At 57.7% G+C, this 26,803-nt stretch carries 25 protein-coding genes and 3 pseudogenes; 22 read left to right on the top strand and 6 right to left on the bottom strand.

Translation table 11 applies throughout. The features are described 5' to 3' along the window. Positions 1–152: 152 nt before the first annotated feature. Positions 153–390 (top strand): annotated as a pseudogene (locus PQQ51_RS28650) (IS66 family transposase zinc-finger binding domain-containing protein); the annotation flags it as partial. 255 nt (positions 391–645) lie between these two features. On the opposite strand, the gene PQQ51_RS28645 reads toward PQQ51_RS28650, so the two are convergent. Together PQQ51_RS28645 and PQQ51_RS28640 are read right to left on the bottom strand one after the other, a co-directional pair. Next, positions 646–909, bottom strand: coding sequence for a DUF4148 domain-containing protein (locus tag PQQ51_RS28645; protein ID WP_408500559.1), 264 nt, complete (start codon positions 907–909; stop codon positions 646–648). A 297-nt stretch (positions 910–1,206) separates the two neighbouring features. Next, positions 1,207–1,417: pseudogene (locus PQQ51_RS28640) on the bottom strand (IS3 family transposase); the annotation flags it as partial. Between the two features lie 265 nt (positions 1,418–1,682). On the opposite strand from PQQ51_RS28640, the gene PQQ51_RS28635 reads away from it, so the two are divergent. The 3 genes and pseudogenes from PQQ51_RS28635 (at position 1,683) to PQQ51_RS28625 (ending at position 2,859) form a co-directional block, all read left to right on the top strand. After that, complete coding sequence (locus PQQ51_RS28635) at positions 1,683–2,057, top strand: transposase (RefSeq protein ID WP_408500558.1); 375 nt, start codon at positions 1,683–1,685, stop codon at positions 2,055–2,057. A gap of 95 nt (positions 2,058–2,152) precedes the next feature. After that, a complete protein-coding gene (locus PQQ51_RS28630) occupies positions 2,153–2,311 on the top strand; it encodes a hypothetical protein (RefSeq protein ID WP_408500563.1) in 159 nt (52 codons plus the stop codon). Positions 2,312–2,361: 50 nt separating this feature from the next. Further along, positions 2,362–2,859, top strand: a pseudogene (locus PQQ51_RS28625) (transposase). A gap of 175 nt (positions 2,860–3,034) precedes the next feature. On the opposite strand, the gene PQQ51_RS28620 reads toward PQQ51_RS28625, so the two are convergent. Both PQQ51_RS28620 and PQQ51_RS28615 read right to left on the bottom strand, forming a co-directional pair. Beyond that, positions 3,035–4,420 (bottom strand): LLM class flavin-dependent oxidoreductase, encoded by a 1,386-nt coding sequence (locus PQQ51_RS28620; protein WP_408500557.1) that lies wholly within the window; start codon positions 4,418–4,420, stop codon positions 3,035–3,037. A gap of 126 nt (positions 4,421–4,546) precedes the next feature. After that, a complete protein-coding gene (locus tag PQQ51_RS28615; RefSeq protein ID WP_408500556.1) occupies positions 4,547–5,671 on the bottom strand; it encodes an LLM class flavin-dependent oxidoreductase in 1,125 nt (374 codons plus the stop codon). A 483-nt stretch (positions 5,672–6,154) separates the two neighbouring features. Between PQQ51_RS28615 and PQQ51_RS28610 the strand changes: the two genes are divergently transcribed. The 9 genes from PQQ51_RS28610 to PQQ51_RS28570 all read left to right on the top strand — a co-directional run bounded on the left by PQQ51_RS28610 (position 6,155) and on the right by PQQ51_RS28570 (position 13,811). Beyond that, entirely contained in the window at positions 6,155–7,231 is a 1,077-nt protein-coding gene (locus PQQ51_RS28610; protein ID WP_408500555.1) for an amidohydrolase family protein, read from the top strand. Further along, entirely contained in the window at positions 7,224–7,562 is a 339-nt protein-coding gene (locus PQQ51_RS28605) for a metal-sulfur cluster assembly factor (RefSeq protein ID WP_408500554.1), read from the top strand. Before PQQ51_RS28610 ends, PQQ51_RS28605 begins: the two co-directional genes overlap by 8 nt. Beyond that, entirely contained in the window at positions 7,559–8,440 is an 882-nt protein-coding gene (locus PQQ51_RS28600) for an alpha/beta fold hydrolase (protein WP_408500553.1), read from the top strand. The genes PQQ51_RS28605 and PQQ51_RS28600 overlap by 4 nt, the downstream gene beginning before the upstream one ends. Positions 8,441–8,474: 34 nt before the next feature. Then, positions 8,475–9,323 (top strand): pirin family protein, encoded by an 849-nt coding sequence (locus PQQ51_RS28595; protein WP_408500552.1) that lies wholly within the window; start codon positions 8,475–8,477, stop codon positions 9,321–9,323. Between the two features lie 135 nt (positions 9,324–9,458). Beyond that, positions 9,459–10,505 (top strand): gentisate 1,2-dioxygenase, encoded by a 1,047-nt coding sequence (gene gtdA / locus PQQ51_RS28590; protein ID WP_408500551.1) that lies wholly within the window; start codon positions 9,459–9,461, stop codon positions 10,503–10,505. Positions 10,506–10,581: 76 nt separating this feature from the next. Continuing rightward, positions 10,582–11,280: a fumarylacetoacetate hydrolase family protein gene (locus PQQ51_RS28585; RefSeq protein WP_408500550.1), complete on the top strand. Its 699-nt coding sequence runs from the start codon at positions 10,582–10,584 to the stop codon at positions 11,278–11,280. Between the two features lie 33 nt (positions 11,281–11,313). After that, positions 11,314–11,955, top strand: coding sequence for a maleylacetoacetate isomerase (gene maiA / locus PQQ51_RS28580; RefSeq protein ID WP_408500562.1), 642 nt, complete (start codon positions 11,314–11,316; stop codon positions 11,953–11,955). A gap of 898 nt (positions 11,956–12,853) precedes the next feature. Next, positions 12,854–13,372: a site-specific integrase gene (locus PQQ51_RS28575; RefSeq protein WP_408500565.1), complete on the top strand. Its 519-nt coding sequence runs from the start codon at positions 12,854–12,856 to the stop codon at positions 13,370–13,372. Beyond that, positions 13,263–13,811 carry a tyrosine-type recombinase/integrase gene (locus tag PQQ51_RS28570; RefSeq protein WP_408500549.1) on the top strand — a complete coding sequence of 183 codons (549 nt, stop codon included), beginning with the start codon at positions 13,263–13,265 and terminating at the stop codon, positions 13,809–13,811. Before PQQ51_RS28575 ends, PQQ51_RS28570 begins: the two co-directional genes overlap by 110 nt. A gap of 714 nt (positions 13,812–14,525) precedes the next feature. Here the strand turns inward: PQQ51_RS28570 and PQQ51_RS28565 are convergent. Together PQQ51_RS28565 and aspA are read right to left on the bottom strand one after the other, a co-directional pair. Continuing rightward, positions 14,526–15,434, bottom strand: a complete 909-nt coding sequence (locus tag PQQ51_RS28565; RefSeq protein ID WP_408500548.1) for an IclR family transcriptional regulator — start codon at positions 15,432–15,434, stop codon at positions 14,526–14,528. 82 nt (positions 15,435–15,516) lie between these two features. Further along, positions 15,517–17,013, bottom strand: coding sequence for an aspartate ammonia-lyase (gene aspA, locus PQQ51_RS28560; protein WP_408500547.1), 1,497 nt, complete (start codon positions 17,011–17,013; stop codon positions 15,517–15,519). 345 nt (positions 17,014–17,358) lie between these two features. Between aspA and PQQ51_RS28555 the strand changes: the two genes are divergently transcribed. The 9 genes from PQQ51_RS28555 to PQQ51_RS28515 all read left to right on the top strand — a co-directional run bounded on the left by PQQ51_RS28555 (position 17,359) and on the right by PQQ51_RS28515 (position 26,732). After that, complete coding sequence (locus tag PQQ51_RS28555) at positions 17,359–18,468, top strand: S-(hydroxymethyl)glutathione dehydrogenase/class III alcohol dehydrogenase (RefSeq protein ID WP_408500546.1); 1,110 nt, start codon at positions 17,359–17,361, stop codon at positions 18,466–18,468. A 44-nt stretch (positions 18,469–18,512) separates the two neighbouring features. Then, the gene (locus PQQ51_RS28550; protein WP_408500545.1) at positions 18,513–19,109 is read left to right on the top strand and encodes a glutathione S-transferase family protein; all 597 of its coding nucleotides are present in this window, start codon (positions 18,513–18,515) and stop codon (positions 19,107–19,109) included. 83 nt (positions 19,110–19,192) lie between these two features. Further along, on the top strand, positions 19,193–20,041 hold the full coding sequence (gene fghA / locus PQQ51_RS28545; protein WP_408500544.1) for an S-formylglutathione hydrolase: 849 nt from the start codon (positions 19,193–19,195) through the stop codon (positions 20,039–20,041). A 79-nt stretch (positions 20,042–20,120) separates the two neighbouring features. After that, positions 20,121–21,437 carry a dicarboxylate/amino acid:cation symporter gene (locus PQQ51_RS28540; protein ID WP_408500543.1) on the top strand — a complete coding sequence of 439 codons (1,317 nt, stop codon included), beginning with the start codon at positions 20,121–20,123 and terminating at the stop codon, positions 21,435–21,437. Positions 21,438–21,479: 42 nt separating this feature from the next. Then, the gene (locus tag PQQ51_RS28535) at positions 21,480–23,276 is read left to right on the top strand and encodes a methyl-accepting chemotaxis protein (protein WP_408500542.1); all 1,797 of its coding nucleotides are present in this window, start codon (positions 21,480–21,482) and stop codon (positions 23,274–23,276) included. A gap of 237 nt (positions 23,277–23,513) precedes the next feature. Then, positions 23,514–24,407 carry an amino acid ABC transporter substrate-binding protein gene (locus tag PQQ51_RS28530; protein WP_408500541.1) on the top strand — a complete coding sequence of 298 codons (894 nt, stop codon included), beginning with the start codon at positions 23,514–23,516 and terminating at the stop codon, positions 24,405–24,407. Positions 24,408–24,462: 55 nt separating this feature from the next. Beyond that, positions 24,463–25,191: an amino acid ABC transporter permease gene (locus PQQ51_RS28525; protein ID WP_408500540.1), complete on the top strand. Its 729-nt coding sequence runs from the start codon at positions 24,463–24,465 to the stop codon at positions 25,189–25,191. Between the two features lie 9 nt (positions 25,192–25,200). Next, entirely contained in the window at positions 25,201–25,926 is a 726-nt protein-coding gene (locus PQQ51_RS28520) for an amino acid ABC transporter permease (protein WP_408500539.1), read from the top strand. A 26-nt stretch (positions 25,927–25,952) separates the two neighbouring features. Further along, the gene (locus PQQ51_RS28515; RefSeq protein WP_408500538.1) at positions 25,953–26,732 is read left to right on the top strand and encodes an amino acid ABC transporter ATP-binding protein; all 780 of its coding nucleotides are present in this window, start codon (positions 25,953–25,955) and stop codon (positions 26,730–26,732) included. Positions 26,733–26,803: the final 71 nt, after the last annotated feature.

Here is a 26,803-nt window from a genome sequence, read left to right as displayed (position 1 = left end):
GAACTTGCCGCGAAGACTGTCGTGCCCGCTCCGGTGTTGCCCGTCGCAAAGTCGGTGCAGTTCCTGCCGGTGAGCGTCGTCGACATACCGTCATTGCCCGCGAAGGAGCACATTTCGATGGTTACCGTCGATTGCGAATTGGAAGTTGAACTGGCCAAACTATGCGTGCGTGTCCGGGGCGTGTCGCCAGAGTTCACAGAGCGGGTTCCGCTGGACTGCCTGAATGCGGCGAACGGAGTCAAGATGCTGAGCGACGACGTTGCGGAACAGCCCGAGGACGTGCGAGCGCACTTCCGTGTGATCCGCCATCGTCGGCCGAAGGTGGCCTGTGCCTGCTGCGATCTCATCGTGCAGGCTGCAGCGCCGAGCCGACCTGTCTGCCGCGGAATAAATTATTCACGCTAGGATGCTGATTTTGCTTGGTTTTTCTTGCAGATTGAAAGGAAAATCCGCGATGTTCCAGTATGCGCCGGTGATCGGTACCATTGCCTTGCTGGTATGGTGGACGCCTCGCTTACTACTGCTGCGGAGGTCACCGCAGGTCGTGGGGCCGCCCCGGTGGCTGCCACTGCTGGGGCCGGCGATGAAGGCCACGGTTGCCTGGCGACGACCCGCGACTGCGCGGTCTAGACTATTCATGCACGCTTACTGACTGGACTGCGAGGTGCCGTTCGCCGCCGGGCCGTAACCCATATTGGACTTCTCGGCTGCTATGCGTGCTTCCGCAGCCTGAATGTTTTGCGGATAGTGCACCCAGTCGGCCGAGTCGTAGCCAGCGGCGCGCACTTGCGCAAGCTCGCTGCGAACTTCCGCGCGTGTGACTGGCGATTGTTGCTGCGTTTGGGAATACGAGACAGCCGGGAAGGCGACGGTGGCGGCGAGGACTACGGCTCCAAGAAGTGACTTCATGAAAATTACCTCCGATTTCGTATGGTTGGGGGCCTGCTCGAGTGCATGACCAATAGTGCTAATGTAGACGTTCGGGGGATTAGGGGAAATACCTATAAACTGAATACAGTGTTCTACTGGTGACAACAATCCGATTTGTATCTCGGCTGAGCCTTCGCCGAAATTTCGTTTTCCAGCAGGTCGTGGTTGACGTCCCCCCGCCCTTAGCCTGCGGCAGCCGCGCAAGGCGCGGGAAGGGCGGGGAGGACGTCAATCATCTGAACTCCCCTTGTTTTTTCGCCTTGCAGAGACCTAGGGTTATGCAACTGCGTCCTTTATTTGCTGGTCCTTGAGCCCGGTCCAGCGCGAACTGAGCTGCCGATACCAAGCCGAGCGACAAATGGCGCCAACTGCGGTTGTAGAGCGCGTCCGCGTATTCGAACAAGTCCGTGCGGCCACTTGGTGGGTGCGATAGCGCGTGGCGTGTACCCGCACGGCTTTTCAGACCGTCGACAAAGCTTTCCGGGGGGCGTTGACGCTTCTATGTCAAGCGGCGCGCATCGAATTGCAACCCGCCGCAAGCAGGCGCAGAAGACGAAGCTGCGCGGGCGTCGGGTGAGCCGCGCGGTGCGCTCGGCTGGATTCCGTTCAAGGCGAGTGCGATTCGGTATCGCAACGGTCAGGTGTTTTTCGCAATCCCATAGCTGTCCCTGTGGGACAGCTATGGGATTGCGAACTATACCCCCGGCGTGGGCAATTTCAATGAGGACGCACGCGGCCGGTGGTACCTGAACGTGACCATCAAGGTCAAAAAGGCAGCGAGACCGGCGATCGGTCGGGTTGAGAAGTTCGTCGGCATTGACCTGCGTCTGAAGGAGTTCGAGGCAACAAGCTACGGTTACGTCATTTCGCTCGGCCGACACTATCACAAGCTTGAGCAGGATCTCGCGAAGGCGCAACGCGCACGGAAGAAGGCTCGCGTGCGTGCGCTTCATGCAAAGATAAGGAATGCACGGAGAGACCAGCTGCGCAAGCTTTCCACAGCGCTCGTTCAGGAGCACGGCGCCATCTTCATCGGCAACATGAACGCTTCGCCGCTTGCGAAGACACGGATGGCGAAGTCCGTGCTCGACGCGGGTTGCAGTTTGTTCCGGACCATGCCGCAGTAGAAGTGCGATGACGCCGGCGTGTGGTTCAATGAGGTCGATGAAGCAAATTCAACCAGAATTGTAGCTGCTGTAACAGGCGCACAGGCCCGAAGGTCCTGGAAGGACTTGGAATAAGAGAATGGGCGTCCGTTGAGTGTGGCGCGTATCATCATCGCGACATCAATGCGGCAGAAAACATTCTGGCGGCGGGACGTCGCTGTCTTGCAGAAGGAATCCCCATCCTTCCAGCGTCCAGTGCGGCAGCCGTACGCTGAGGGCGGGGAGGACGTCAACTTGCTGCCTTGTTTTTGTCTGATAGGATGGGATGCCTAAACAAGCAATAGACGAGCGGTGCTCAACTATCAAAACATTGCTACCCGCGCGGGCACCACGCAATCGCCGACAAGTAGAACGCAAATCGACACCGGACCGTGCGGTCCTCTCCGGCATAGTGTCTGTGGTGCGCTCCAGATATCGCTTGGAATCTGCTACCGCAAGAGGTGGGATGCGGTTTGGGCACCGTCTGCTGGCGACGGCTCGTCGTATGGCACTAAGCAGGAGTTTGGCAACGCATCCATGAAATGTTCAGGGCGAAGGAGGCTACAGTTCCGAACCACATCGGCAGTGCCTGCATGAATGCGACATCACGCACGCGCTTGGCAAACTCGGTCCGTCCCATGGCAACTGCGTCAGCGAAACACGCTGGGTTATCGAGCGATCCTTTGCGTGGCCTCATGCGTTTAGACGACTCAAGATACTCTATGGACAGTACGCACACGTGCACGAGGCTTTCCTCTCGTTTGAGCGCCCCTTGATTTGCTGAAATTAGCTCAACCCAACAGCCGATCAATTACGCTAAGGCTTCTAAATGAAGGCACACTAGCGCTAAATCAGTAGTGGCGCCTTGGCATGATTTCCTTGAGGCACGAGATCTACCTTCGTAGCCATAGTTCAGAAGTGCCCCGTCATCCGGCGTTTGCCACCACACCACGATACTCCTAGCTCTCCACCGCCGAGGGGCGGAAACGCGCTCCATAGTGATCTGCTCGCAGCCGAGGTCCGGTCTCCGGAAACAGCTGTTCGCGCATTGTGCCTTCCTTATAGGCAGTCTTGAAGGCACCCCGTTCCTGAAGACGTGGGATGACCAGATCTATGAAATTCTGAAGATTATCAGGCTCGACGGTACGCACGAGATTAAATCCATCGACGTCGGCTTCGTCGCGCCATTTCAACAACGTATCGCAGACCTGGTCTGGCGAGCCCACAATGAACGCCTCTCGTCCACCGACATTGGCGAAGCGCGCGAGGTCGCGCAACGTCACTTTGCCCATGTCGCCGGTAGCTCGCATAGAATCGGCGATGGACTGGACAGCATTGCTTTCGACCACGTCAATCGGCGCGTCGGGATCGTAACGCGAAAGATCCACTCCGAGCCAAGTAGAAAAAATCGCGAGATTTCCTTCCTCGCTTGTGTAGCGCTGATATTCACGGACCCGATCGCGCGCCTCGTCTTCGGTCGCACCGACGATTACGGTAGTTGCGTTGAACACTTTGATGGAGTCCGGCGCACGTCCGGCCGCTACCGCGGCTTGGCGATATCGCTGAGTTGTTTTCTTTGCGAAGTCGATGCTGTTGGTGGACATGAAGCTGCATTCCGCATGTCGACCCGCGAAGGCAATCCCTCGTGATGAGGCACCAGCCGAAAAGAGCAATGGGGTCCGCTGAGGCGACGGTTCACACAGATGAATGCCGTCGCAAGAGAAATGCTCGGAACGATGATGAATCGTATGCACCTTGGAGGGATCGGTAAAGATGCCGCGCGTACGGTCACGAATCGCCGCGCCATCCTCCCAACTGGCTTCCCAAAGCTTGTAAACAAGATCCATGTACTCATCTGCAACATCGTAGCGGGCGTCATGTGAGACCATCTCCCTCTGCCCCATAGCTTTGGCGGTTGATGGCATCACGCCGGTGACGATGTTCCATGCCAAGCGACCTTCAGTGAGTTGATCGAGCGTCGACAGACGGCGGGCAAGGAGATAGGGTGGTTCATAAGTGGTGTTGCCGGTAACACCGAAGGTGATATGCCTGGTGACGGAGGCCATGGCCGGAATCAGCGGCATTGGATCGTTGGCGGGAAAGTGCGCGCCGCTTCGGATTGCTGCATCGGGAGCGCCGCCATATGTATCCGGAACACCAAGCCCATCGGCAAGGAAAACGCAGTCAATCAATCCAGATTCTGCCTGTTTTGCGAGGTCGATCCAGAATTTGAGCTTGTTGTAGTCCGCTCCAGTTGACTGTGGGTGCGGCCACATTCCTGCCCATGATTGGGTAGGCGAAGCCATGTAGAAGGCGTTGATAGCGATGTGGCGCTGGGACGTCATGAGACTCTCCAATCTGCAGTTGTACTGCGTATGTTTTTGCAACGAGAATGAATAGACTTGCGTGACATATTGAGGTTGACCGCCGTGTCGGCCGACCTCTACAAATCGGGAATCTGCGCAAGAGTACTAGTCGGTGAAAGGCGCACGCAGGCCGGCCTGCTCCATGAGCGGAAGCACGTCGCGGGTAAAGCGTTCGATCCCATCCAGCGGATCAACCCAGGTCAGCAGAATGCCGTCGAGACCACAGTCCGCCAGCATCTCCAGGCGCTCCGCGATGCGTTCTGCGGAGCCTATCAGCGGAAAGCCGCCGCCGCTGCCAGCCATTCGTTGGCGGAACGCCTTCAATGCTTCAGGCGACATGAGTTTTGCGTGCTCCTGCTGCATCTGCATCCACGCATCGACACACGCCTTATCTTCATACTCAACAATGCAGCGATGGTAATAGGCCTCCGCCTCCGCCTGCGTATCACGCTGCATCACCATCGAGTTGGTCCACACCTGGATCTCGCGGCCGAACTCTTCTCTCGCCAGGCTCTTATACTCGTCGACCTGCCGCCGGATCGACGCAGGTGACTCAGACTGGATGATGAGGAAGCACATATCCGCGTTTTCGCACGCAAATTGCCGGCCTCTTTCCGATCCACCTGCATTCATGATCGGCGGATACGACTTCTGGACCGGCTTCGGCATCGACGATCCACGCACGACATCGAAGAAGTCCCCGTGAAAGTCGAATTCCTCATGGGATTGCCAGAGCTGGCGGATAACGGTGAGCCATTCCGACAGATGATCGTAGCGTCGATCATGTTCCTTGAAAGGCGCGCCGAACATCTCGAGCTCGGGCTTGTTCCAGCCACCTACGACATTAAGCCCGAAGCGGCCGCCGGAAATGATATCGATCGTCGAGCTCTGCTTGGCCGCGAGGATAGGGTGGATCGTGGGGGCATGTGAGGTTGCAAAGACCGCAGAATAGCGCGTCGCCTGGGCAATGCCAGCTGCCCATGTGAAAGGATCCATCGTGAGGCCGGTGGAATCTTCATTGTCGCCCGTTACCCAGCCTTTCCAGCGGGCGTAGGAGACAATCGCCTCAAAACCGGCTGCGTCTGCCATCTGCGAAGTCTTCACCGACAAGTCCCAGGTTGGCACATAGGCTTCCGGCACAGTCGTCATGATCCCACCCCTGCCATTAATGGCAAAGATGCCGATTTTCATCCGGTTGGCGTTGAAGATCGGATTGGTCGAGCCAGCCATCAATGTCCCTCCTGCAGGTCTCTGCTTATATAAACGTATGCGACGCTCGACCCGGTCGGCGCGTCTTCCCTATGTCGCATAGATTATCTTGCTGTAACTTCATGTCCAACAGCAAATGCAGATAACGCGATCTAACTTTGAGAACAAAGTGCGGTGCGTCGATGTTTTTACTTGATTTTCTCTTTGATCGAAAAACGAGAATGAACTTTCGAAATACGCTATTGCAAAAATTACCTCTACTCCAACAAGCATCGTCCGATAACTCCGCTCCATGACGTTGCCTGACACCATTGGCAAAGCCACGTATGAGAGCACGTTATCTGAAATCGCAGTCCTAAGTTGATTTCGTAATTCGCAGATTGGGTACTCCCTCGATCAGAGGATGTCACTGATCTTGAAACCAGATCACTCCGTGAGTTTTCTGTTCTGGACGTCAGTGAAGTCAATTGAGATACTTTTTAAACATCACTGGGGAGGGAAACGATGATTGATGGTCTACCCGTTTTGGATGCTGTCGTCCACGCCTACAATATGGATGCGGCTAACTACGCCAATCGCTTCGCTGCACCGTTATGCGATCTCGTCTATGGATCAGTAGTGGCGACGGCGCGGCCTGGCTACGCACCGACGAAGGCGCAATTCTATCGGGACTGGTCCATCAAGGAGGCGATTGACCAGGTGTTCATCGAAAGCGATACCGATCTCGCCGTCTATCATGTTCTGCCCATATTTTCGTTCAAGGATGGGTTGTGCAGCCTGGAAAAGGCCATTGAGGCCCAGGCGCGATGGCCGAATCGGGTTATCACTTACTGCGGTGTTGATCCGATGACCGGTCCGGCCGCGCTGGATGAACTGGAGCGGCAGGTGGCATTGCTGCGTCCGGTCGGACTCAAGCTCTATCCGAACAGCTGGGTTGGCAGCGAGATACGCGGATGGAAAATGGACGATCCGGAGATCGCGTTCCCATTGTTTGAACGGGCCGAGAAGCTGGGGATCAAGGTCATTGCTGTCCATAAGGCACTCCCGCTCGGGCCTGTGCCCATGGAGCATTACAAGGTCGACGATATCGACCGGGCATGCATGGCTTTCCCCGGGCTAAATTTCGAGATCGTACACGGAGGCATGGCGTTCCTGGAGGAGACGGCGTGGCAACTCGCGCGGTTCGACAATGTATATGTCAATCTGGAGATCACTAGCGCTCTGGCGGCAAGCCGCCCGGCGGCATTTCTTCATGCGATGGCGGCGCTGATCGGCCCAGGAGGGCAGCATGCTATCGAGCGGATCCTATGGGGTACGGGAGCGATGGCCTTCCATCCCCAACCGCTGCTGGAGACGTTCGTACGCGAATTCGCTTTCCCCGAGGCGCTGATCGAAGGCACTGGTCTTCCGCAACTCGATCTTCCCGCCAAGCGTGCGATCCTGTTCGACAATTATGCTCGAATGACGGGGCTCGATCTCGAGGGCCGCCTTTCCGCCACGCGCGACGACGAATTCGCGCGCCGGCGGCCAAATGGTCCGCTTGCGCCGTTCTCAACTGTGCAGGAGGTTGCCAATGCCTGACACCGCAGCAATTCAAGCCATGCTTGATCAGGTGGTCGATCCCTGCTCGATTGCGACAGGCCTTCCAATCAGCCTGACCGATATGGGAATGGTGAGGGCGGTAACGCTGAACGAAGACGGTGTCGCGCACGTTGAGTTGCGCTTGACCAGTCCGGTTTGCTGGCAGGCGGCCAATATCATCGCGCAGGTGGAGCGGGTGGTAGCGCGTGTGCCTGGCGTCAGCAAGGTCATCTGCACAGTCGATCCTGCATCAGAATGGACTCCGGACATGATGGCGGCGGGCCCCCGCGCCGAACTGCGTCGCCTGCGGCCAATGGGAGCATTGTCGTGAACACTGTAGTCACAAGCGAGCAGACATGGCGCGTGCCGCCGGTTGAGGTGGTGCATCGCAGCCGCTACGTCGAGGTCGATGGGATGCGCACCCATTATATTGAAGCCGGCGAAGGGCCTGCTGTCGTGTTGCTTCACAGCGGCGAGTTCGGCGGCGGCGCCGAGACGAGCTGGGAATATCTTATTCCTGCGCTCGCCCGCCATTTCCGTGTGATTGCCCCCGACTGGCTGGGCTTCGGCAAGACTGCCAAGATTCACGATTTCGACAGCAAGCGGGAACGTATGCTGTCTCACATGGTGCGTTTCTTTCAGCTGATGGCGCTGGACAAAGCACATTTTGTTGGAAATTCGATGGGCGCAACCTATCTGCTCCAGATGGCCGCCGAAAGGCCGTGCCGCTTGCCGATCGATCGCCTTGTCGCAATTAGCGGCGGTGGTTTCATTCCCGATAATGAGGAGCGCCGCCGCCTGCTCGACTATGACGGCAGCGAGGAAGCAATGGCTGGTCTACTCGCTGCAATATTCGAAGATCCCGTCTGGTATCAGGATCGCGAGTATGTCCGCCGTCGTCATGCACTCAGTATCGCGCCTGGCGCGTGGGAGGCGATCGCGGCGGCACGCTTTCGCTCGCCACAGGCACCCATTCGTACTGAATTCGGCGGCGCCGATCGCACGCCGTACGGGAATATAACAGCCGAAACGCTCATCATGGCAGGCGATCGGGACAGACTGCGGCTTCCGGGGTTCGCTGATGATCTCGCTGCGCGTATTCCTGGCGCCCGTGCAGCTGTTCTAGCGAACGCCGGCCACTGCCCGAACATCGAAAGGGCCGAGGAGGTAGGAGAACTAATCGTCGAATTCTTAACGGCTGACACCTGAACATTCAATTTGACACGCCGTGAGGAGAGGTCCCATGTCTATTACCGCAGCAACCGCACCTGATCAGATCCGTACCATCGCTTATCGTTCCCGTGGCCACAGCCACGGCTACATCACGCGGCTGATGAGTCCGGGTGATCTGGGGCAGATCCTAAAACCCTTCGTTTTCCTCGATCTCTTCGACAATCGTGGGGACGTTTTTCCGACCTTCGGCCTGCATCCTCATTCGGGGCTGGCGACGCTGACCTACGTGGCCGAGGGTAGTGTCAGCTACGAAGACACCAACCACGCGACCGGTATCCTGCGTGCCGGAAGCGTGGAATGGATGCGCGCTGGCAAGGGGGTGTGGCATGCCGGGGGCGCGGGCGATCCAGGCCTTACACGTGGTTTCCAACTCTGGATCGCGCTGCCTCCGGATTTGGAACTCGGACCCTCGGAAAGCGTCTATCAGAGCGCAGCCGACATTCCCCAAATAGGGCCGGCCCGGGTACTGCTTGGGGAACATGGCGGTGCCAGAAGCTCGATTGCCGCGCCAATGCCGATTAATTACCTAGCGGTTGCTTTGAAAGTGGGCGCGCGCTGGCGTTTTCAGCCGCCCAAGGGGCACTCTGTCCTATGGCTGGCTATAGGTAAAGGGCGAGTCTCTATCTCGGAAGCGGAGGTATTGGAGCTTGGGGAGATCATTGTCTTCGAACCCGGGCAGGCACCCGTGGATTTCCTGGCTTTGGAGGACACCGAGTACGTGATCGGCTCAGCCGTTCCGCACCCCTATGACCTAGTGCTTGGCTATTACTCTGTCCACACGTCGGCGCAGGCTCTGCAGGTTGGCGAGGCCGAGATCCAGCACATCCGTCGTCGCCTCGTTGAGCAAGGGCGCCTTTGATCGCACGTTGCCCGGGAGATACCTCCACGCACTCGTGACTGCAGTGAAGGGTAACCACGAGTGCAGACGGAGTCTATTAATCGACGCGCGGCCAGCCAGCGCGTCAGGCCCGGCGAACCACCTAAAGGAGACGCAATGATTACCGAGAATCCGGGCGCATCGCCCGCAGCCTACTACGAGCAGATCGCCCGCGAGCGTATGACCCCGCTTTGGGAATCGCTGCACAGCCTCGTTCCGAAATGCCCTCAGCCGAAAGCGCGGCCTGCGATCTGGAAATACGCGCAGGTGAGAGATCTCGTGATGCGGGCCGGTTCCCTGATCAGTGCCGAAGAAGCGGTGCGCCGCGTCCTAGTGCTTGAAAACCCGGGCCTCCCTGGCAAGTCGAGCATGACGCCGAATCTCTACGCCGGACTCCAGCTGATCCTGCCCGGCGAGATTGCCCCCAGCCACCGGCATACGCAGTCGGCGCTGCGCTTCATCGTAGAAGGCGAGGGCGCCTGGACGGCCGTCAACGGCGAGCGCACAACGATGCACCCGGGTGATTTCATCATTACGCCATCATGGACATGGCATGACCACGGGAACCCCTCGGTAAATGAGGGAGGCGAACCCGTTGTGTGGCTCGATGGCCTCGATATCCCGCTCGTCGCGCACATGGACGCTGGCTTTGCCGAAAACTACCCCGAGGCGACGCAGCCGATCTCGCGGCCCGAGGGCGATAGCTTTGCACGCTTTGGTCACAACATGGGGCCAGTGCGGCACCGCGTATCCGATCCTACTTCGCCGATTTTCAGCTACCCATATGCGCGCAGTCGCGAAGCGCTCGACGCGTTGTACCGCAATGGTGAACTCGACGAGTGGGATGGCGTGAAGCTGCGCTACGTGAACCCGGCCACGGGCGGCTGGCCCATGCCGGGGATCGCGACGTTCATGCAGTACCTGCCCGCAAGCTTCAAGGGCCGCCCCTATCGCAGCACCGACGCAACGGTTTACTGCGTCGTCGAAGGAAAGGGCACGGTCGAGATCGGCGACGACGAATTTCTGTTCGAGCCGCATGACGTGTTCGTCGCGCCGTCGTGGGCACCAGTGCGGCTGTCGGCGTCGGCCGAAAGCGTGCTGTTCAGCTACTCGGATCGCCCTGTACTCGCCGCACTGAATTTGCTGCGCGAAGAGCGCAGCTAGACGCAACCGTTTCACTTCTGCACGCCCTGCTGGCGCCACGTAGCTGCCTTCTTAAACCAGTCGAGTCGAAATCATTATGGCTTTCGTTTTCCCGCCCGCAGCACCCATCGCTGTTCCCGTCGCCGGCGGCGACGCTCAATTCGCGGTGCGCCGCGTCTATTGTGTAGGTCGCAACTATGCGGAGCACGCACGCGAAATGGGCTTCGATCCCGATCGCGCACCGCCGTTCTTCTTCTGCAAGCCTGCCGATGCCATCGTGCCCGTCGCTTATGGCGAAACACTCGAACTGTCTTATCCGTCGCAGACGCGGAACTACCACTACGAAGCCGAACTCGTCGCCGTGATCGGCAAGAGCGGCTCGGACATCGACGTCGAGCAGGCGCTCGACCACGTATGGGGTTACGCCGTCGGCCTCGACATGACACGCCGCGATCTGCAGATGAAAATGCGCGAAATGGGGCGTCCTTGGGAAATCGGCAAGGCGTTTGACCGCTCCGCGCCGATGGGGCCGATTCACCCCGCCAGCGCAGCCGGTCACTTCGAGAAGGCTGGCCTCTGGCTAACGGTCAATGGCGAGACGAAACAGGAGAGCGATGTGTCGCATCTGATCTGGTCGGTCGCGGAGACAGTGGCATATCTGTCGAGGTTCTTCCGCCTCGAACCCGGCGATGTAATCTTCACGGGGACGCCCGAGGGTGTCGGCGCGGTGAAGGCGGGCGACACGATGAAGGTCGGTGTCGATCGTCTGGGTGAAATCGCCGTGAGCGTCGTTTGATGTCAAGCGTTGCAATTGATGGAAGAACCCGCCATGCAACTCCATAGCTTCTTCAACAGTTCGACGTCGTACCGCGTACGCATCGCGCTCGCCCTCAAGGGGATCGCCTACGAAACGCTGCCCGTCAACATCCGCGCAGGCGAGCATCGCGCCGCGGATTACGTGGCGAACGTGAATCCGTCCGCTTTGGTACCTACGCTGATCGACCGTGATTTCAGACTCGGTCAGTCGTTGGCGATCATCGATTACCTCGACCGGCTGTATCCTGAACAGCGCTTGATCCCGCTCGAACCAAACCTGCGTGCCCGCGTGCTCGAATTCTCGTTGCTGATCGCCTGTGACACCCATCCCGTCAACAATTTGCGCATGCTGCGCTATCTGGAGATGGAGTTGAAGGTCACGGCGCAACAGAAGGCCACGTGGTACCGGCACTGGATTGCGGAGGGAATGGCAGGCGTTGAGCGCCTGCTCGAACGCAGCAATGCAGGTTCATGGTGCTTCGGCGCGCAGCCGACCCTCGCCGATGTGTGCCTTGTGCCGCAGATGGCCAACGCGCTGCGCATGGAGTGCGATCTGCAGCCATATCCACGTTCTCTTGCCGTCTATGAGCACGCATCGAAACATGCGGCTTTCGATGCCGCGCAGCCACTGCGTCAGCCGGATTACAGCGCCTGATTCGCGGGGTGCTTTCGAACAGCACGAGCCGCCGTGGCGAAGTGAACTTCGGCATGGCGTGGGCTCGGGTTGGGTCCAGAGCATGCCGACCGTCGCGTTAAGGACAATCGTTGTTAGGTCGATGACCGCCATGAGGTCGAGCGGTCGGGTGGACGTGCGACTGAAGCCACCACGATGCCCCGAACTCCGCCGAATCCGCCTGATTCGGTAATTCGACTATTGCTTCTCTCCTCCTTCAGATCGAGTGTATACGCGACCTGTTCCAAACGATATTTGGTGGAAGCTCGATATAGAAAATACGCCCTTGGAAGATGATCTGTTGCTGCATCGCTTAGATCTTGGGCGAACCTAGACTCGGCAGCACCAGCGCTTCGGCGGGAGAGGCTGTCCATCGGTGAAATCATGACATTTTTTCAGACTAGTGTCTCCAGCGGACACACAAGAGAACGGGATCAGCGACGCAGAACCATCTGGGCGACGATCAAAGATTGATCGCAGGGGCGGCAAGGAATTTTGCTACAAAAATCCTGAAGCAAAAGGTGGGACCGCGACGGCTCGCTTGCCGACGACGTCGTTGATCAGATTGTGCAATTGGGATTGCTTGGAATGATTGTTCCGGAGGAGTCGATGGATCGTGTACCGACTACATCTCGTACGCTGTTGCGCCTGAAGAAATCGCAGCTTGATGTGCCGTGTGGAGGGTCGGCCGGGATTCGTAAATATCTGAAGCTTAAGATATTCGCGATTACCCTCAACGGGAAATTAGGCGAAGACCCATGTAGACGGCGGCGGCACCGCCGTTTTCAAGCGGGATCACGCGAGATGAGTTGTGTTGCAATGGTTCGTATAATGTCCTGAACTTTTCCTACCGGCCGTGGTGGCCGGTAAGGAGAAGATCATGGCACAGTCTGAACTGACGTGCGGCAAGCAACGTACCGAGACGCGCACACGTTCGATTACGTGCGCGGCCGAATTCCTCAGCGAGTTTGACGCGTATCTGGGCGCCGTCAAGGGCCTCGCAGAGGGCACCCCCCGGAAGTACGGCCGGTTTGTCCGAGGCTTCCTGGACGTCTGGTGCAGCGACGCCCCACCGAATTGGCAAGACCTGTCAATCGAAGATCTCCGCGGATATCTGCACCGCGAACTTTCGAGCAAGAGGCGCCGACCATCGAATTCGCCAATCGTCGCGCCGCACGCGATGCTGCGGTTTCTCACCGTGATGGGTCTTGTGCCGTCCGGTCTCGAGGAAGCACTACCTCGAATCCGGAGATGGCGTCACGCGACGCTTCCAGCCAGCCTGACGAACGATGATGTGGAACGGCTCATCAAGTGCGGGGGCGACGCTGCTACGTTTCAGCCGCTGCGGAACACAGCGATCATATTGTTGCTCGCCAGGACCGGGATGCGGGATGCATGAAGTCATGCACCTCAGTCTGGATGACGTGGACTGGGCCAACGGCATCATTCATATCCGAGGTGCGAAGTCCCGCCGTGACCGGGACCTGCCGCTCCTCCGCGACGTCGGGCGTGCATTGCTCGCTTACATCAAACGAGAACGGCCTCCGTCGTCATACAGGACGATCTTCCTGCAGGCGCTACCGCCGGCCCGACCATTCACAGACTCGAGCGCAATTTCCAGGATCGTCAGCCGGGCGCTGAATCGTGCAGGTATTGCCCCCGCACGCGGTGCTGCACATCTCTTACGCCATGCCGCGGCAACAACCATGCTGACGCGTGGCATGAGCTTCAAGAACATCGCCGATGTGTTGGGTCATCAGTCCCTCCAGTCCACAGACAGTTGCCGATCTTCTCCCGGAGCCGACCGAGGCGCAATATTTCGAAGAGTTACGTGCTGACGAAGAGCGAATCCGGCAATGCTACCCAATTTGGTAGCCCGTCACCTTGTCGGGAAGCCACGGGGATGGCTAGATCTCCAACTGCACGCAACTGGGAAACTGGGCTGCGTGTCCCGGGAGCTGGTTTGGGTAATCGACCTCTTTGTGCAATTTTTGGCGGTGACTACCAGTCGATGCGGTGCTTTTCCTCGGTCGCCCGGGGGCGTGTGCAGGTAGATATTGGTGCTCATCAGCGACGCGTGGCGCAGGTTGTCGCGCACAGTACGCAGATCGGTACTCGATTTGATCGTGGCCGAAGCTCCTGTGCTTGAGGTCGGCCGACGGCTTCAGTGGATAGAACAGCACCGCGTGGTTCGGTACGAATGAACAGAAGCCTATGATTCATCGGGTCAAAGGCTCGGACTCTGCGCGGTAGGGGTCGTGCCGCGTCTGGACGTCATAGATATCGTTCGACTGCGTATGAACCTGCGGCTACCCAGGAGGCCGGTGCACACGGCATTGATACAGGATGCTGTCCGACCGCGATGGAGGATGTCGTTCCGCTTTTGTCGACTGTGTCCTGGTTGCCGCTACACAACGTTTGCGCGGTCGGTACATGGATTGCCGGCGGGGGTGATTGCGCTGTAAATATGGTGTTTCTGGGTAGAAGGCATTGTTTCCAGCTAGATGAGGGGTAATCCCCCCGCCACAGATAGTTGGCCCGTGACTCCGCGCTTACCGCTTGCGGCGAGGCTGTTTCTGCTCGGGTTCAGGCTCGACCTCATCGTCTTCGAGGACGCTCATAATTTTGGTAATCCGCAGAGCTGCAGCCTGCATCATCGGAACAAGAAGCGTGACTTCTTCCAGCGTCTTTCGAGCTTTTGGTGCTGAGATGCTGAGGCAAGCGATGATACGACCGCTGGGCCCTGCAATGGGAACAGCGGCGCCCACGACGCCAATGGCAAACTCCGAATCGTTTGTTGCGTACCCTTGCTTGCGTACCTGTTCGATTTCTTGACGCAGGCGGTCGGGGTCAACGATGGTGTATGCCGTGATGGGCTCCCACGGACCACTCAGCATATAAGCGTCAAGCTGCTTTCTTTCCATGTGTGCGAGGAAAACCCGTCCGCTGGACGTGCAGTGTGCCGGCGCCCGATGCCCCTTCTGGAAATTGAGCGTGAGAGGTGAATTGCCGATTGCGCTGTCGATGTAGACAACTTCGGACCCGCGCATCACGCCGAGGCTCGTTGTTTCGGCCGTTCGGCGAGATAGCTCCATTAACAGCGCATGGATGGGGCCGTGAGACGTCGAGGCCGCCAGGATGTTCGTTGCGAGTTCGAGCAGACGCGGGCCAACCTGGTAGCGGCCACGCTCCATTCCATGTTCAAGAAAACCGAACTCTTCGAGATTGCTGACCAGGCGATGGGCGGTCGTTTTGGGGATGCCCAAAGCGGTCACGATGTCCGCCGTTGAGACGCGCCCGAGCTGAGCTGTCATCTCGATTACGTGGAACGCGCGCTCCGTTGGCGATACCTCGGGCTCTGGGGTCTCCGGAAGGGGAGTTTCTACCTTGCGCATGGCTTCTGCAATCTCACGCTCTACGGACAAGCGCTGGCGCTTGGTCGATTCGGCTTGTGCTGTCATTGGAGGCATAAGAATACCTTAAATCAGTAGGGCCATTGGTGCGTGGTAAGGCGACGGCGCCCGGCGGTCCGGGCGCGCGCGACTACGCGATGCCTCGCGCGACGGGAAGGATAGCGCCTTCCGACGGCTCGCAACTCACCGGAATCCTGGATGTTAGCGCGTACGAGCGCGGCTGATTCTCGGGCATAGTCAGCGAAAGCGGGTCGAGGATGCGGTCAAGGTGAACTTTCGAGAGGAGGCCGCGGGAAAGCACGAGGTCATACACACTCGCTCCCGTCTCGAGTGCCTCGCTAGCAATCTGCGTTGCGTTCGCATATCCAATGTACGGATTCAGTGCGGTGACCACGCCGATCGAACGCTCGACACTCGCCCGAAGCTGTTCATGATTGGCGACGATTCCGCTCACGCACCGGTCAGCGAGCGTTACGCAACCTGCAGCCAGGTGCTGGATGCTTTTAAAGAGGCTGTGGGCAATGATGGGCTCAAACGCATTGAGCTGGAGCTGACCGGCCTCTGCGGCCATGGTTACGGTGAGGTCGTTCCCAATGACCTCAAAGGCGATTTGATTCACGACCTCAGGAATCACCGGGTTCACTTTGCCGGGCATGATACTTGAGCCGGCCTGCATCGGCGGCAACTGGATTTCAGCGAACCCGCATCGCGGACCCGACGAAAGCAGGCGCAGGTCGTTGCAGGTTTTCGACAGCTTGACGGCGATGCGTTTTAACACCCCCGACAGTTGCACAAATGCCCCGCAATCCTGGGTCGCCTCGACCAGATTCGTCGCCGTGAGGAAGCTGAAGCCCGTGTCTTCGCGCAAGTGGCGGCAAACCGCCGCGGCGTAGTCAGGGTGAGCCGTGATGCCAGTGCCAATAGCAGTGGCGCCCAGGTTGATTTCAAGGAGCAGCAAGCGGGCTTCTGCGAGCCGTGCTTCGTCTTCTTCCAGCATGACTGCGTACGTACTGAATTCTTGCCCGAGAGTCATTGGAACAGCATCTTGCAACTGCGTGCGGCCCATCTTGAGGACGCCACGAAATTCGTCTGCCTTCGCCGCGAACGCCTCCCGCAGGTATGCCATCGATTTGAGTAATGTATCGATGTAGTACTGCAGTGCGAGCTTGACGGCAGTCGGGTAGACGTCGTTTGTGCTCTGTGCGATGTTCACATGTTCGTTCGGATGCAAGGCCTCATATTCGCCGCGGCCGTACCCGACGATTTCCAGGGCGCGGTTCGCAATCACCTCATTCGCGTTCATGTTCGTCGAAGTTCCGGCCCCGCCCTGAATTACGTCGACCACAAAGTGCTCGTGCAACTGACCGGCAATTATCTCGCCGCATGCCAGAGCAATCCCTTCGGCTCGCCGATGGTCGATCAGTCCCAATTCTGCATTTGCCTTTACCGCAGCCAGCTTAATGAGCGCCAGCGCTCTGACGAGCTCCGGGTACTGGCTGATTGGTATGCCGCTGATGGGGAAGTTTTCGAGTGCTCGCAGTGTGTGCACGCCGTAATAGGCGGACTGTGGCACGTCCCTGTCGCCGAGAAGGTCATGCTCAACTCGGGTTTGCGCTGTCTCCGCCATTCCACTTCTCCTCAATCGATTGTCTGTGAGCCACTCGTGCGACCCTCCGCGGGCCGATGAAGCCAATATATTTGGCAAGGTCCGTTATATGGCACTTTAGAGTGCCAATAAAAGATATTTATCGTAGGTGTTTACACCGCGCTCTGAGCGTGCATTCTTCAATGAAATTACTTAAATCATTGAAAATACAGATATAAATTCACTTTTTCGCGATTTTATCTTGTGTTGTCAGTGGGAAACTGATGCTTGACTGTGGAATTTTGAGAAGCAGAAAATGGGACATTGTTCGTTGAGACGACACGTGCGACGACGGCGGGAGTCTGTACACAAGAGAGGATTAATTAAATGGACGTACGAGCAGCAGTGGCCCTGAAAGCAGGCGCACCTTTGAGTATCGAAACCGTTCAACTTGCTGGCCCGCGCGCCGGCGAGGTGCTCGTTGAAATCAAGGCGACAGGCGTTTGCCACACGGACTTATTCACGTTGTCCGGTGACGACCCAGAGGGCATGTTTCCGGCCATTCTTGGCCACGAGGGAGCCGGAGTGGTTGTTGAGGTCGGCGAAGGGGTGAAGTCGCTCAAGCCGGGCGACCATGTCATCCCGCTCTACACCCCGGAATGCCGGCACTGCGAGTACTGCCTCTCGCGCAAGACCAACTTGTGTCAGGCAATTCGCTCCACGCAAGGCCGTGGGCTGATGCCGGACGGCACCAGCCGCTTTAGCCTTAACGGCGAGCCAGTCCTGCACTACATGGGCACGTCGACGTTCGCCAACTACACGGTCGTTCCTGAAATCGCTCTCGCCAAGATTCGCGAAGACGCGCCGTTCGAAAAGGTCTGCTATATCGGCTGCGGCGTGACAACGGGCCTCGGTGCTGTGCTTTACACGGCCAAGGTCGAGGTCGGCGCGAAGGTAATCGTATTCGGGCTGGGCGGCATCGGTCTGAACGTCATTCAGGGTGCCCGTCTTGCGGGCGCGGAGATGATTGTCGGTGTCGACAATAATCCTGCGCGCAAGGAACTCGCCGAAAAGTTCGGCATGACGCACTTCGTCAACCCGAAAGAAGTGGAAGGCGACATCGTTCAGTACCTCGTCGGCCTGACGAAGGGTGGTGCCGATTACACGTTCGAATGCGTGGGCAACACGACCCTGATGCGTCAGGCGCTCGAAGCATGCCACAAGGGTTGGGGCGTCAGCACGGTCATTGGCGTGGCTGGCGCTGGCCAGGAGATTTCGACACGTCCTTTCCAGCTCGTCACCGGTCGTGTCTGGAAAGGCTCCGCCTTCGGTGGTGCGCGAGGCCGCACCGATGTTCCAAGAATCGTCGACTGGTACATGGAGGGAAAAATCAACATCGACGATCTGATCACCCACGTGATGCCTCTCGAGCGTATCAACGAGGCTTTCGACCTGATGCATGAAGGCAAATCGATCCGCTCGGTCGTCACGTTCTGACTTTCAACGCACCTCTCTTCTTACTTAGAAAACAAGGAAACATAATGGTCAAACTGTACGATTTCGTGTTGTCCGGTAGCTGCTACAAGGTTCGCTTGTTGACGAACATTCTTGGCGTGAAGTACGAGTCAGTGACGGTCGACTTCGTGAACAAGGAACATAAGACGGCGAAGTACACCGATCTGAACCCCTTCGGCGAAATCCCGATTTTCGAGGACGGCGACCTGCGTCTGCGCGACGCTCAGGCCATCATGGTCTACATCGCGCGCAAGTACGACAAGGACAACCAGTGGTATCCGGACACGCCGGAAGCCATGGGGCGCATCAACCAGTGGCTGTCCACTGGCGGTGGGGAGGTGATGAACGCCGCCGGCGCGCGCCTCGTCAAGATCCTGAACTATCCGCTTGACCTCGAAAAGCTGCAGGCTGGCGCCAACCGTGTCTTCAAGATTCTTGATGACCACCTGGCCGACCGCGAATGGCTGGAACTCGGTCACCCGACCATCGGTGACATTGCGTGCTTCCCCTACACCGCGCTCGCGGGCGAAGGCGGCATCGACTTGAAGCCTTATCCGAACGTCCTCGCATGGATCGAACGAGTGAAGCAGATACCTGGCTTCATTCCGATGCCTGGCATCTAAGTAGTAGAGCGCCGTGGGTTGTCCGCCCGCGGCGCACGTAGCAATCATCGCTGCCTCTCGCGGCCTCCAGTTTCAGGGTTGTCATGAATCTTGACTTGATTTCCAGTTTTCGTTGCTTTGATGGGACGCAGCGGATCTATCGACATCTGTCGGAGACGACTGCGTGCGAAATGCGCTTCGCCGTCTACCTGCCTCCCGCGGCGCAAATCAAGAAAGTTCCGGCGTTGTTCTGGTTATCCGGACTGACCTGTACTGAGCAGAATTTCATCACGAAGGCGGGCGCGCAGCGAATGGCGAGTGCGCTGGGTATCGCGCTCATCGTACCGGACACCAGTCCGCGCGGCGATGCTGTGCCCGATGACAAGGAATCGTACGACTTCGGCTGCGGCGCAGGCTTCTACGTCGATGCGACTCGCGCCCCATGGTCGTCGCACTACAAGATGTACTCTTACATCGTCGAGGAACTCCGCGACGTGATCACGCGTGCGTTTCCTGTCGATTCTTCACGACTTGGTATATCCGGACACTCGATGGGTGGACACGGCGCCCTGACCATTGCGCTCAAAAATCCTGAAGTTTTCCGCACGGTCTCGGCGTTCTCGCCGATCGCATCACCGATCGAATGCCCATGGGGGAGAAAGGCGCTCGCTGGGTATCTGGGCGACAACCAAACAGACTGGGAGCAGTACGACGCGTCCAGCCTTCTGAAGAATATCGGCTGGCACGGTCCGGAGATTCTCGTTGACCAAGGTGAGGCTGATGAGTTTATCGACACGCAACTAAAGCCTCATCTGCTCGAGCAGGCGGCGCAGTGTGCTGACGTACATCTGCGGCTGCGGCTGCGACCCGGGTACGACCATAGCTATTACTTCGTGTCCACGTTTATTGATGAGCATCTCCAGCATCACGCACGACATCTTAAGAGTCTTTGAGCCGATGATTTCCGATCGTTTTACACGTCCCCGGAGCCGGGCAGACTCCATTTGTAGTCTTTGACGCAGGATACGCATCATGAAACGCAACCGTCTTTCCACGTGGATTTTCGCGGGACTGATCTCAGGAGTCGGAGTCGGCTTCCTGATCCACTCCTTCAGTTCGTCTGCAGATCTGAACAAGGAGATCGCAGGATACTTCGGCATGTTGACTGATGTCTTCCTGCGACTGATCAAAATGATTATCGCGCCACTCGTGTTCACCGGAGTAGTGGCTGGAATGGGACACACCGAAGGCCCTGCCGAGGTTGGGCGCATCGGTGGACGGGCAATACTTTGGTTTATCGCGGCGTCGGTCCTCTCCCTGATCCTGGGGCTGCTCCTATCCAATATGCTGAGCCTCGGCGTGTCCGTGGAAGTTCCTCATGGCAGTACCGCAGCCGACGTGAGCACGACGGCATTCAGTCTCAAGAACTTCGTTTCACATATCGTGCCCCAGAGCATTTTTCTGGCTATGGCGCAAAACGACATCATCGCCATCCTGGTCTTCGCGATTTTCTTTGGTTTTGCCGTTTCGGCATTACGGGACAAAGAGGTGGCAATGGCTGGCCTCGGTTCCGCGATTGAAGGCGCGTTCAAGGTGATGCTGAAGGTGACCGACTACGTGATGTTGTTTGCTCCTGTTGGCGTATTCGCGGCTGTCGCTTCAGTTGTCACCGTTCAGGGGCTCGGCGTGCTGGTGGTCTATGGCAAGTTCATCGGTGGCGTGTACAGCGGGATGGCCCTATTGTGCTTCGTCCTGATTGGTATAGGTTTTCTGTTCATCGGTCGTGAAGTGTTCCGTTTGTTGGGGCTTGTAAAGGAACCCATGCTGATCGCGTTCTCGACGTCGAGCAGTGAGGCCACCTTCCCAAAGATGCTCGAGCAACTCGAAAAGTTCGGCGTTGAAAACAAAATTACGGCGTTTGTTCTTCCGCTTGCCTATTCGTTTAATGCCGATGGTTCGATGATGTATCAGGCGTTCGCGTCGGTCTTCCTGCTGCAAGCCTATGGCATTCATATGAGCTTCATGCAGCAGATCGGCATGCTGCTGGTCATGCTCGTTTCAAGCAAGGGGATCGCTGGAGTTCCGCGGGCATCGATCGTGGTCGTGGCGGCCACCCTTCCGCTTTTCGGCATTCCTGCCGAGGGAATCGCACTATTGCTGGCCGCCGATACCTTCATTGATATGGGCAGGACCGTGACGAACGTTGTCGGTAACAGCATCGCGACTGCCGTCATCTCAAAGTGGGAGGTCCGGCGCGCAAAATCCAAACTGTCGAGCACGAATCCCGATTTTCTTGACGTGACACCGCAGTCCGTCGGCCACCACGACCAGCTCAGCTCGCGCACATGATGCGGGCCCTCTCGTAACGAATTCCAAAAAAGAACCAAGACCATGATTTCATCGTTGAAGGGGCGCGTGGTTGCCGCGAGTACTGCTGTGACCGCCATCGGGATCATCACCGTCGCATGGGGCTTGCTGCTCACAGTCCAGCACGGGACCGAAGCAACCCTGAATCAGAATCTGACGCAGCTATCGCTGGCGAACGCGTCCAAGATCGCTGACTGGGCTGAAGCGAAAAGGCAGGTTGTGAATTCCTTAAAACCTGCAGTGCTCAAGGACGACGTCAGCGCGGAATTGCGGGCGGCACAGGTTGCGGGCGGCTTCGATGATGTGTATATCGGATATGCGGATAAGCGCGCAGTTTTTTTTCAACAACGTAGCCGCTCACCCGACTATGACCCAACGAAGCGCGGCTGGTATGTCGGAGCTGTGCAATCGATGCGGCCGTTTGTCAGCCAGCCATATGTCGGGGCAGGAAGTAAAAAGCTAACCGTCACGTTTTCGGAAGCGGTCACTACGGACGGCCAGGTGCGGGCAGTCGCCGCCGCGGATGTCTTGATGGCAACGGTGCAGGAAACGCTCGGCGCGGTCAAGCCGACCCCTCACAGCGTTGCCTTCCTGGCAGGAGCTGACGGAACGATTCTGGCACACCCTGACGACGCGGATGTGCTGAAACAGGTTCAGGACACGTATCGAGGTCTTACATCTGACGTCATCGCCAGTTTGTCGGACTCAGGCACCAGTGCGAGATTGCGGCTTAACGGAGAGGACAACTTTGTTTTCGTTCGTCCGGTTGCTGGTACTCCATGGCGGCTCGTCATCGCGGTCGACGCAAGTGAGGCGCTATCTGCGATCACCTCTTCCGAGCGGCTTGCGATCATCCTGGCGATCGCGGTTCTAGTCGTCGCGGCGTTAATTCTCGTGGTCGTCGTTTCCCGTTCGATGCGCAGTCTGGATACCGTCAAACAGGCCCTTGAAGACATTGCATCGGGTGACGCAGACTTGTCGAAGCGATTGACCGTATCCGGCGGCACCGAGATCGTGGAGATAGCGGGGGCATTCAACCGGTTTGCGGATCTCATCGCAGAGGTGCTTGGGCGGGTGAAAACGTCCAGCGAGCAGGTTATGTCAGGCTCGACACAACTGGCGGGCGCGAACCAGGATTTGTCTGCGCGCACCGAGCGCCAGGCCGCTGCATTACAGCAGACAACGGCGTCGACTGAAGCCCTGTCCGGCATGGTGAACCAGAACAGCAACGATACAGCCCGTGCCGCGTCGCTTGCAGCAGAGTCCATTGATTCTGCCCGGCGGGGGCAGGCTGCCGTGCTAAAAATTGACGAAACGATGGCCCAGATCAGTGCGCTTGCCGAACATATTTCGTCGGTCAGTGGTGCCGTAAACGGCATTGCTGCACAGACAAACATTCTGGCGCTGAACGCGGCCGTCGAATCAGCACGCGCGGGTGAGGCTGGGCGTGGATTTGCTGTCGTTGCCGCCGAGGTTCGACAGCTATCCCAACGAACGGCGACTTCTGCCAAGGAGATTTCCACCATGGCGGTGAACGCACGGGAACGGGTCTTGAGTGCCAGCGAACTGGTGAAAACGAGTGTCGATGTCACCTCTGAGATAGCCAGAGATGCGGGACACCTTTCAGAAATTCTCGGGCGAATTGCGGCCGCGAGCCAGGAGCAGGCATCTGGCCTGGAAGAGGTTCGGGTGGCTTTGCGCGATCTCGATGACGTCACGCAGCAGAATGCCGCGCTTGTAGAAGAATCTGCTGCTGCCACCGACGCGTTAGCTGAGCAGGCTGTTTCGCTGTCGACGACCGTCGACGCATTCAAGTTGTAGTTCTCCCCCGATCAACATTCTCTTCGCGAGCACCAGCGCACGTTGCGCCGGCGCGCGGACTTTGTTTCACCTGACAAAAGACATATACCGAAAAACGGTACTTAGCGTTTCCGCTAATCGGGATTTATTTGACTTTATAAATTTGAGCTTGTTTAATTGATTCGTAGGTAAGCAACGCTGAGCGCTGCCAGTGTTGGCTGCCGGATTCTTAACCACAAGCTGCATGAGGGACCAGAAATGTTCAAAAAATGGATTGTCGCTGCTGCAGTTGCCTGTCTGGGTTGCTCCGTGAGCCTCACAGCCTTTGCAAGCGGGGAGTTGGACCAAATAAAGAGCAGCAAGCAGCTCACTATTGGCTACCGGGAGTCATCGGTTCCATTTTCTTTCCTTGATCAGAACCAGAAACCGGTCGGTTTCTCGATGGACCTCTGCTCCCAGATCGTCGATCACCTGAAGAAGTCGCTTGGCGTGCCTGATCTGAGTGTGAAGTATTTGCCAGTTACATCGGCCAACCGCATTCCGCTCATCCAGAACGGTACGGTGACCATCGAGTGCGGCGGCACCGCGAACAGCCTCGATCGGCAAAAGCAGGTTGGATTCTCGGTCGCGACGTTTGTCAGTCACACAAAGTGGCTGACGAAGAAGGGGAGCGGCATCAATAGCGCCCAGGACCTGAAGGGTAAGACGGTCGTCGTCACGCAGGGCTCAAACGCCGTTCAGTTCGTCAAGCAAATTAGCGACAAGGACGGGTTGGGGCTGAGTATCGTTCAGGCCCACGACCATGCCGAGTCGATGCTGATGCTGCAATCGGGCCGTGCCGCTGCGTTCATGGAGGACGACATCCTGCTGGCCGCGAAGAAGGCGGAAGCCTCGAATCCCGATCAGTACACGTTTCTGCCTGATTCGTACAACACGCTTTACTACGGCCTGATGGTTCCAAAGGATGCGCCGGAACTCAAGGCGCTCGTGGACAAGACGCTTGGGGAAATGATGGCGTCCGGCGAATTCGTCCGGATCTACAAGAAATGGTTCGAAACCTCTATTCCGCCAAACAACGTCAATCTGAACTTTCCGATCAGCGATGACCTGAAAGAGCGGATCGCTCATCCGAGCGACAAGGTACCCGCCTAACGATGAAGGTGGGCGCGAACAGCGTTCGCGCCCTGGTTAACGCTCGGAGCAGCAAATGCAATTCCTGTTCGAACAGACCGTGGACGGCAACCGATACATCAACTGGCTGATGTCGGGACTTGCCTGGACCCTCGCCCTTTGGGTAAGCGCCGGCATTTGCGCTTTCGCAATCGGTGTCGTCGTGGGATCCCTGCGTACCTCGGCGTCAACCGGGTTGAACCTCCTCGGACGAGCTTACGTTCAACTTTTCCGGAACATTCCTTTGATTGTGCAGGCTTTCCTCTGGTACTTCGTGTTCCCGGAGATCGTTCCCGCATCCGTTGGCAATGCCATCAAGGCGATGGCACCGCCTTGGGCGAGCTTTGTTCCGGCGCTCATCGCTCTGAGCCTGTACACCGCATCACGGATCGCCGAGCAGGTCCGTGCGGGGATTAACGCTTTGCCTGACGGGCAACTCAAGGCATCTCACGCACTCGGTCTGACGTCATTGCAGGCATACCGCATGATTTTGCTGCCGCAAGCGCTTCGAATCACCTTGCCGACCTTGACGAGCGAGGCGCTGGGGTTGCTTAAGAACACATCAGTAGCACTGACGATTGGCCTTGTGGAGCTGACCGCGCAGGCGCAGCAGATCAACGAATTCACGTTCCAGACATTCGGTGCGTTTGGGAGCGCAACGATCATCTATCTGGTGACCGCACTCATCATTTACCAGGTTGCAGCCCTTCTCGAGCGTCGCGTTGATGTACCGGGAATGCATGGCAACGCGGGCCCGAACAAATAAGGTGCAGCAATGAACTTCGACTTTCGGGCCATCTACAACGCGTTGCCATTTCTGATGCAGGGCCTTGCATTCACCGTCGAACTTACTGTCGTCGCGTGCATCGGCGGGTTGTTACTCGGAACCGGACTGGCAGTCATCAGGCAGCTGAATGTTCCGGTGGTGGGCCGGGTAGTGAGCGTCTATGTGACATTGATGCGCTGCATACCGTTGATCCTCGTGCTCTTCTGGTTCTTCTTCCTTGTCCCGCTCGTGCTTGGCTATTTGTCCACATCGGGACGTCCGATACCCCTCGGGCCGAAGTCAACCGCGTTCATCACGTTCACGATGTTCGAGGCAGCGTACTACGCAGAGATCGTGCGATCCGGTTTCAAGTCGATCAACAAGGGGCAGTACGAAGGTGCACGGGCGCTCGGACTTTCCACCTGGACGATGTACGCGTCAGTCATCATTCCACAAGTCTTGCGGGCGACGGCGCCAATAATCGTGACGCAAACCATCATTCTGTTTCAAGACACCTCGCTGGTGTATGTGCTTTCGTTGAGTGACTTCCTGGGTACCGCCGCAAAGATCGCGCAACGTGATTCGAAGCTCGTCGAGTTCTACACATTCGTGGCTGTCGTCTATCTGGTGCTGTGCTCTGCAGGATCCGAGATTGCGGAGCGACTGCGCAAGAAAACACCCTTAAGTGTTCGCCGCACGAAGTCAGCCCGAGTACTGGGATTGCCCCAGCCGTGAGTGCGATTTGATCTACGTAGAGGTTCATGATGCAAGTTGAAAATTCCGGGGCAGACATCATCGTTTCTGTGTCCGGTCTCCAAAAAAGTTATGGCGAGCACAGAGTGCTTAGGGGCGTCAGTCTCGATGTAAAGCGAGGTGAACGCATAGTCATCTGCGGCCCGTCAGGCTCTGGGAAGTCGACACTGATTCGTTGTATCAACGGCCTTGAGTCATTTGAAGGCGGGGCGGTCTGCGTCACAGATGCAAAGTCGGGTGTGCCGCTTGTCAAGTTCGGGGACATTCGTCGGGAAGTCGGGATGGTATTTCAGAGCTTCAATCTCTTCCCGCACATGACCGTTCTTCAGAACTGCATGCTGGCGCAGGTGAAGGTCCGCGGAGAGCAGAAGGAAGCGGCACGTGAGCGAGCTATGCACTTTCTCAAGAAAGTGCGTGTTCAAGACCAGGCTAACAAGCACCCTGGTCAACTCTCCGGCGGTCAGCAGCAACGCGTCGCTATTGCACGCGCGCTCTGCATGACGCCCTCCGTAATGCTCTTCGATGAACCGACGTCCGCCCTCGACCCTGAGGTTGTGCAGGAAGTACTGGAGACGATGGTCTCGCTGGCCCGTGAAGGCATGACCATGCTGTGCGTTACGCATGAGATGGGTTTCGCGCAGCAGGTTGCCGACCGGGTTGTCTTTATCGATGGCGGAAATATTGTCGAGGAGGCTCCTCCCGCCGAATTCTTCCGTGCGCCAAAACATGAACGTACGCGTGCTTTTTTGAGCAGCGTCCTTGGATCCAAAGAGCAAGTCTCTGCCTGACTTCCCTATAACTCTTGCCGCCGGTCGAACGGGCAGCTTCCACGCGTGCATAGACCTCTCGGGCTATGGCC

Origin of the sequence: Paraburkholderia xenovorans (assembly GCF_046030735.1) — a bacterium.
Classification (GTDB): Bacteria; Pseudomonadota; Gammaproteobacteria; order Burkholderiales; family Burkholderiaceae; genus Paraburkholderia; species Paraburkholderia xenovorans_A.
Note: the sequence above shows the minus strand (reverse complement) of the source record. Positions and strands in the feature narration are given on the sequence as shown.

Bases quoted from the DNA above. Each gene is read 5' to 3' on its own strand.
- PQQ51_RS28645 (WP_408500559.1), bottom strand. From the start codon at position 909: ATGAAGTCACTTCTTGGAGCCGTAGTCCTCGCCGCCACCGTCGCCTTC.
- PQQ51_RS28620 (WP_408500557.1), bottom strand. From the start codon at position 4,420: ATGACGTCCCAGCGCCACATCGCTATCAACGCCTTCTACATGGCTTCG.
- PQQ51_RS28615 (WP_408500556.1), bottom strand. From the start codon at position 5,671: ATGGCTGGCTCGACCAATCCGATCTTCAACGCCAACCGGATGAAAATC.
- PQQ51_RS28610 (WP_408500555.1), top strand. From the start codon at position 6,155: ATGATTGATGGTCTACCCGTTTTGGATGCTGTCGTCCACGCCTACAAT.
- PQQ51_RS28605 (WP_408500554.1), top strand. From the start codon at position 7,224: ATGCCTGACACCGCAGCAATTCAAGCCATGCTTGATCAGGTGGTCGAT.
- PQQ51_RS28595 (WP_408500552.1), top strand. From the start codon at position 8,475: ATGTCTATTACCGCAGCAACCGCACCTGATCAGATCCGTACCATCGCT.
- gtdA (WP_408500551.1), top strand. From the start codon at position 9,459: ATGATTACCGAGAATCCGGGCGCATCGCCCGCAGCCTACTACGAGCAG.
- PQQ51_RS28585 (WP_408500550.1), top strand. From the start codon at position 10,582: ATGGCTTTCGTTTTCCCGCCCGCAGCACCCATCGCTGTTCCCGTCGCC.
- maiA (WP_408500562.1), top strand. From the start codon at position 11,314: ATGCAACTCCATAGCTTCTTCAACAGTTCGACGTCGTACCGCGTACGC.
- PQQ51_RS28575 (WP_408500565.1), top strand. From the start codon at position 12,854: ATGGCACAGTCTGAACTGACGTGCGGCAAGCAACGTACCGAGACGCGC.
- PQQ51_RS28570 (WP_408500549.1), top strand. From the start codon at position 13,263: ATGATGTGGAACGGCTCATCAAGTGCGGGGGCGACGCTGCTACGTTTC.
- PQQ51_RS28565 (WP_408500548.1), bottom strand. From the start codon at position 15,434: ATGACAGCACAAGCCGAATCGACCAAGCGCCAGCGCTTGTCCGTAGAG.
- aspA (WP_408500547.1), bottom strand. From the start codon at position 17,013: ATGGCGGAGACAGCGCAAACCCGAGTTGAGCATGACCTTCTCGGCGAC.
- PQQ51_RS28555 (WP_408500546.1), top strand. From the start codon at position 17,359: ATGGACGTACGAGCAGCAGTGGCCCTGAAAGCAGGCGCACCTTTGAGT.
- PQQ51_RS28550 (WP_408500545.1), top strand. From the start codon at position 18,513: ATGGTCAAACTGTACGATTTCGTGTTGTCCGGTAGCTGCTACAAGGTT.
- fghA (WP_408500544.1), top strand. From the start codon at position 19,193: ATGAATCTTGACTTGATTTCCAGTTTTCGTTGCTTTGATGGGACGCAG.
- PQQ51_RS28540 (WP_408500543.1), top strand. From the start codon at position 20,121: ATGAAACGCAACCGTCTTTCCACGTGGATTTTCGCGGGACTGATCTCA.
- PQQ51_RS28535 (WP_408500542.1), top strand. From the start codon at position 21,480: ATGATTTCATCGTTGAAGGGGCGCGTGGTTGCCGCGAGTACTGCTGTG.
- PQQ51_RS28530 (WP_408500541.1), top strand. From the start codon at position 23,514: ATGTTCAAAAAATGGATTGTCGCTGCTGCAGTTGCCTGTCTGGGTTGC.
- PQQ51_RS28525 (WP_408500540.1), top strand. From the start codon at position 24,463: ATGCAATTCCTGTTCGAACAGACCGTGGACGGCAACCGATACATCAAC.
- PQQ51_RS28520 (WP_408500539.1), top strand. From the start codon at position 25,201: ATGAACTTCGACTTTCGGGCCATCTACAACGCGTTGCCATTTCTGATG.
- PQQ51_RS28515 (WP_408500538.1), top strand. From the start codon at position 25,953: ATGATGCAAGTTGAAAATTCCGGGGCAGACATCATCGTTTCTGTGTCC.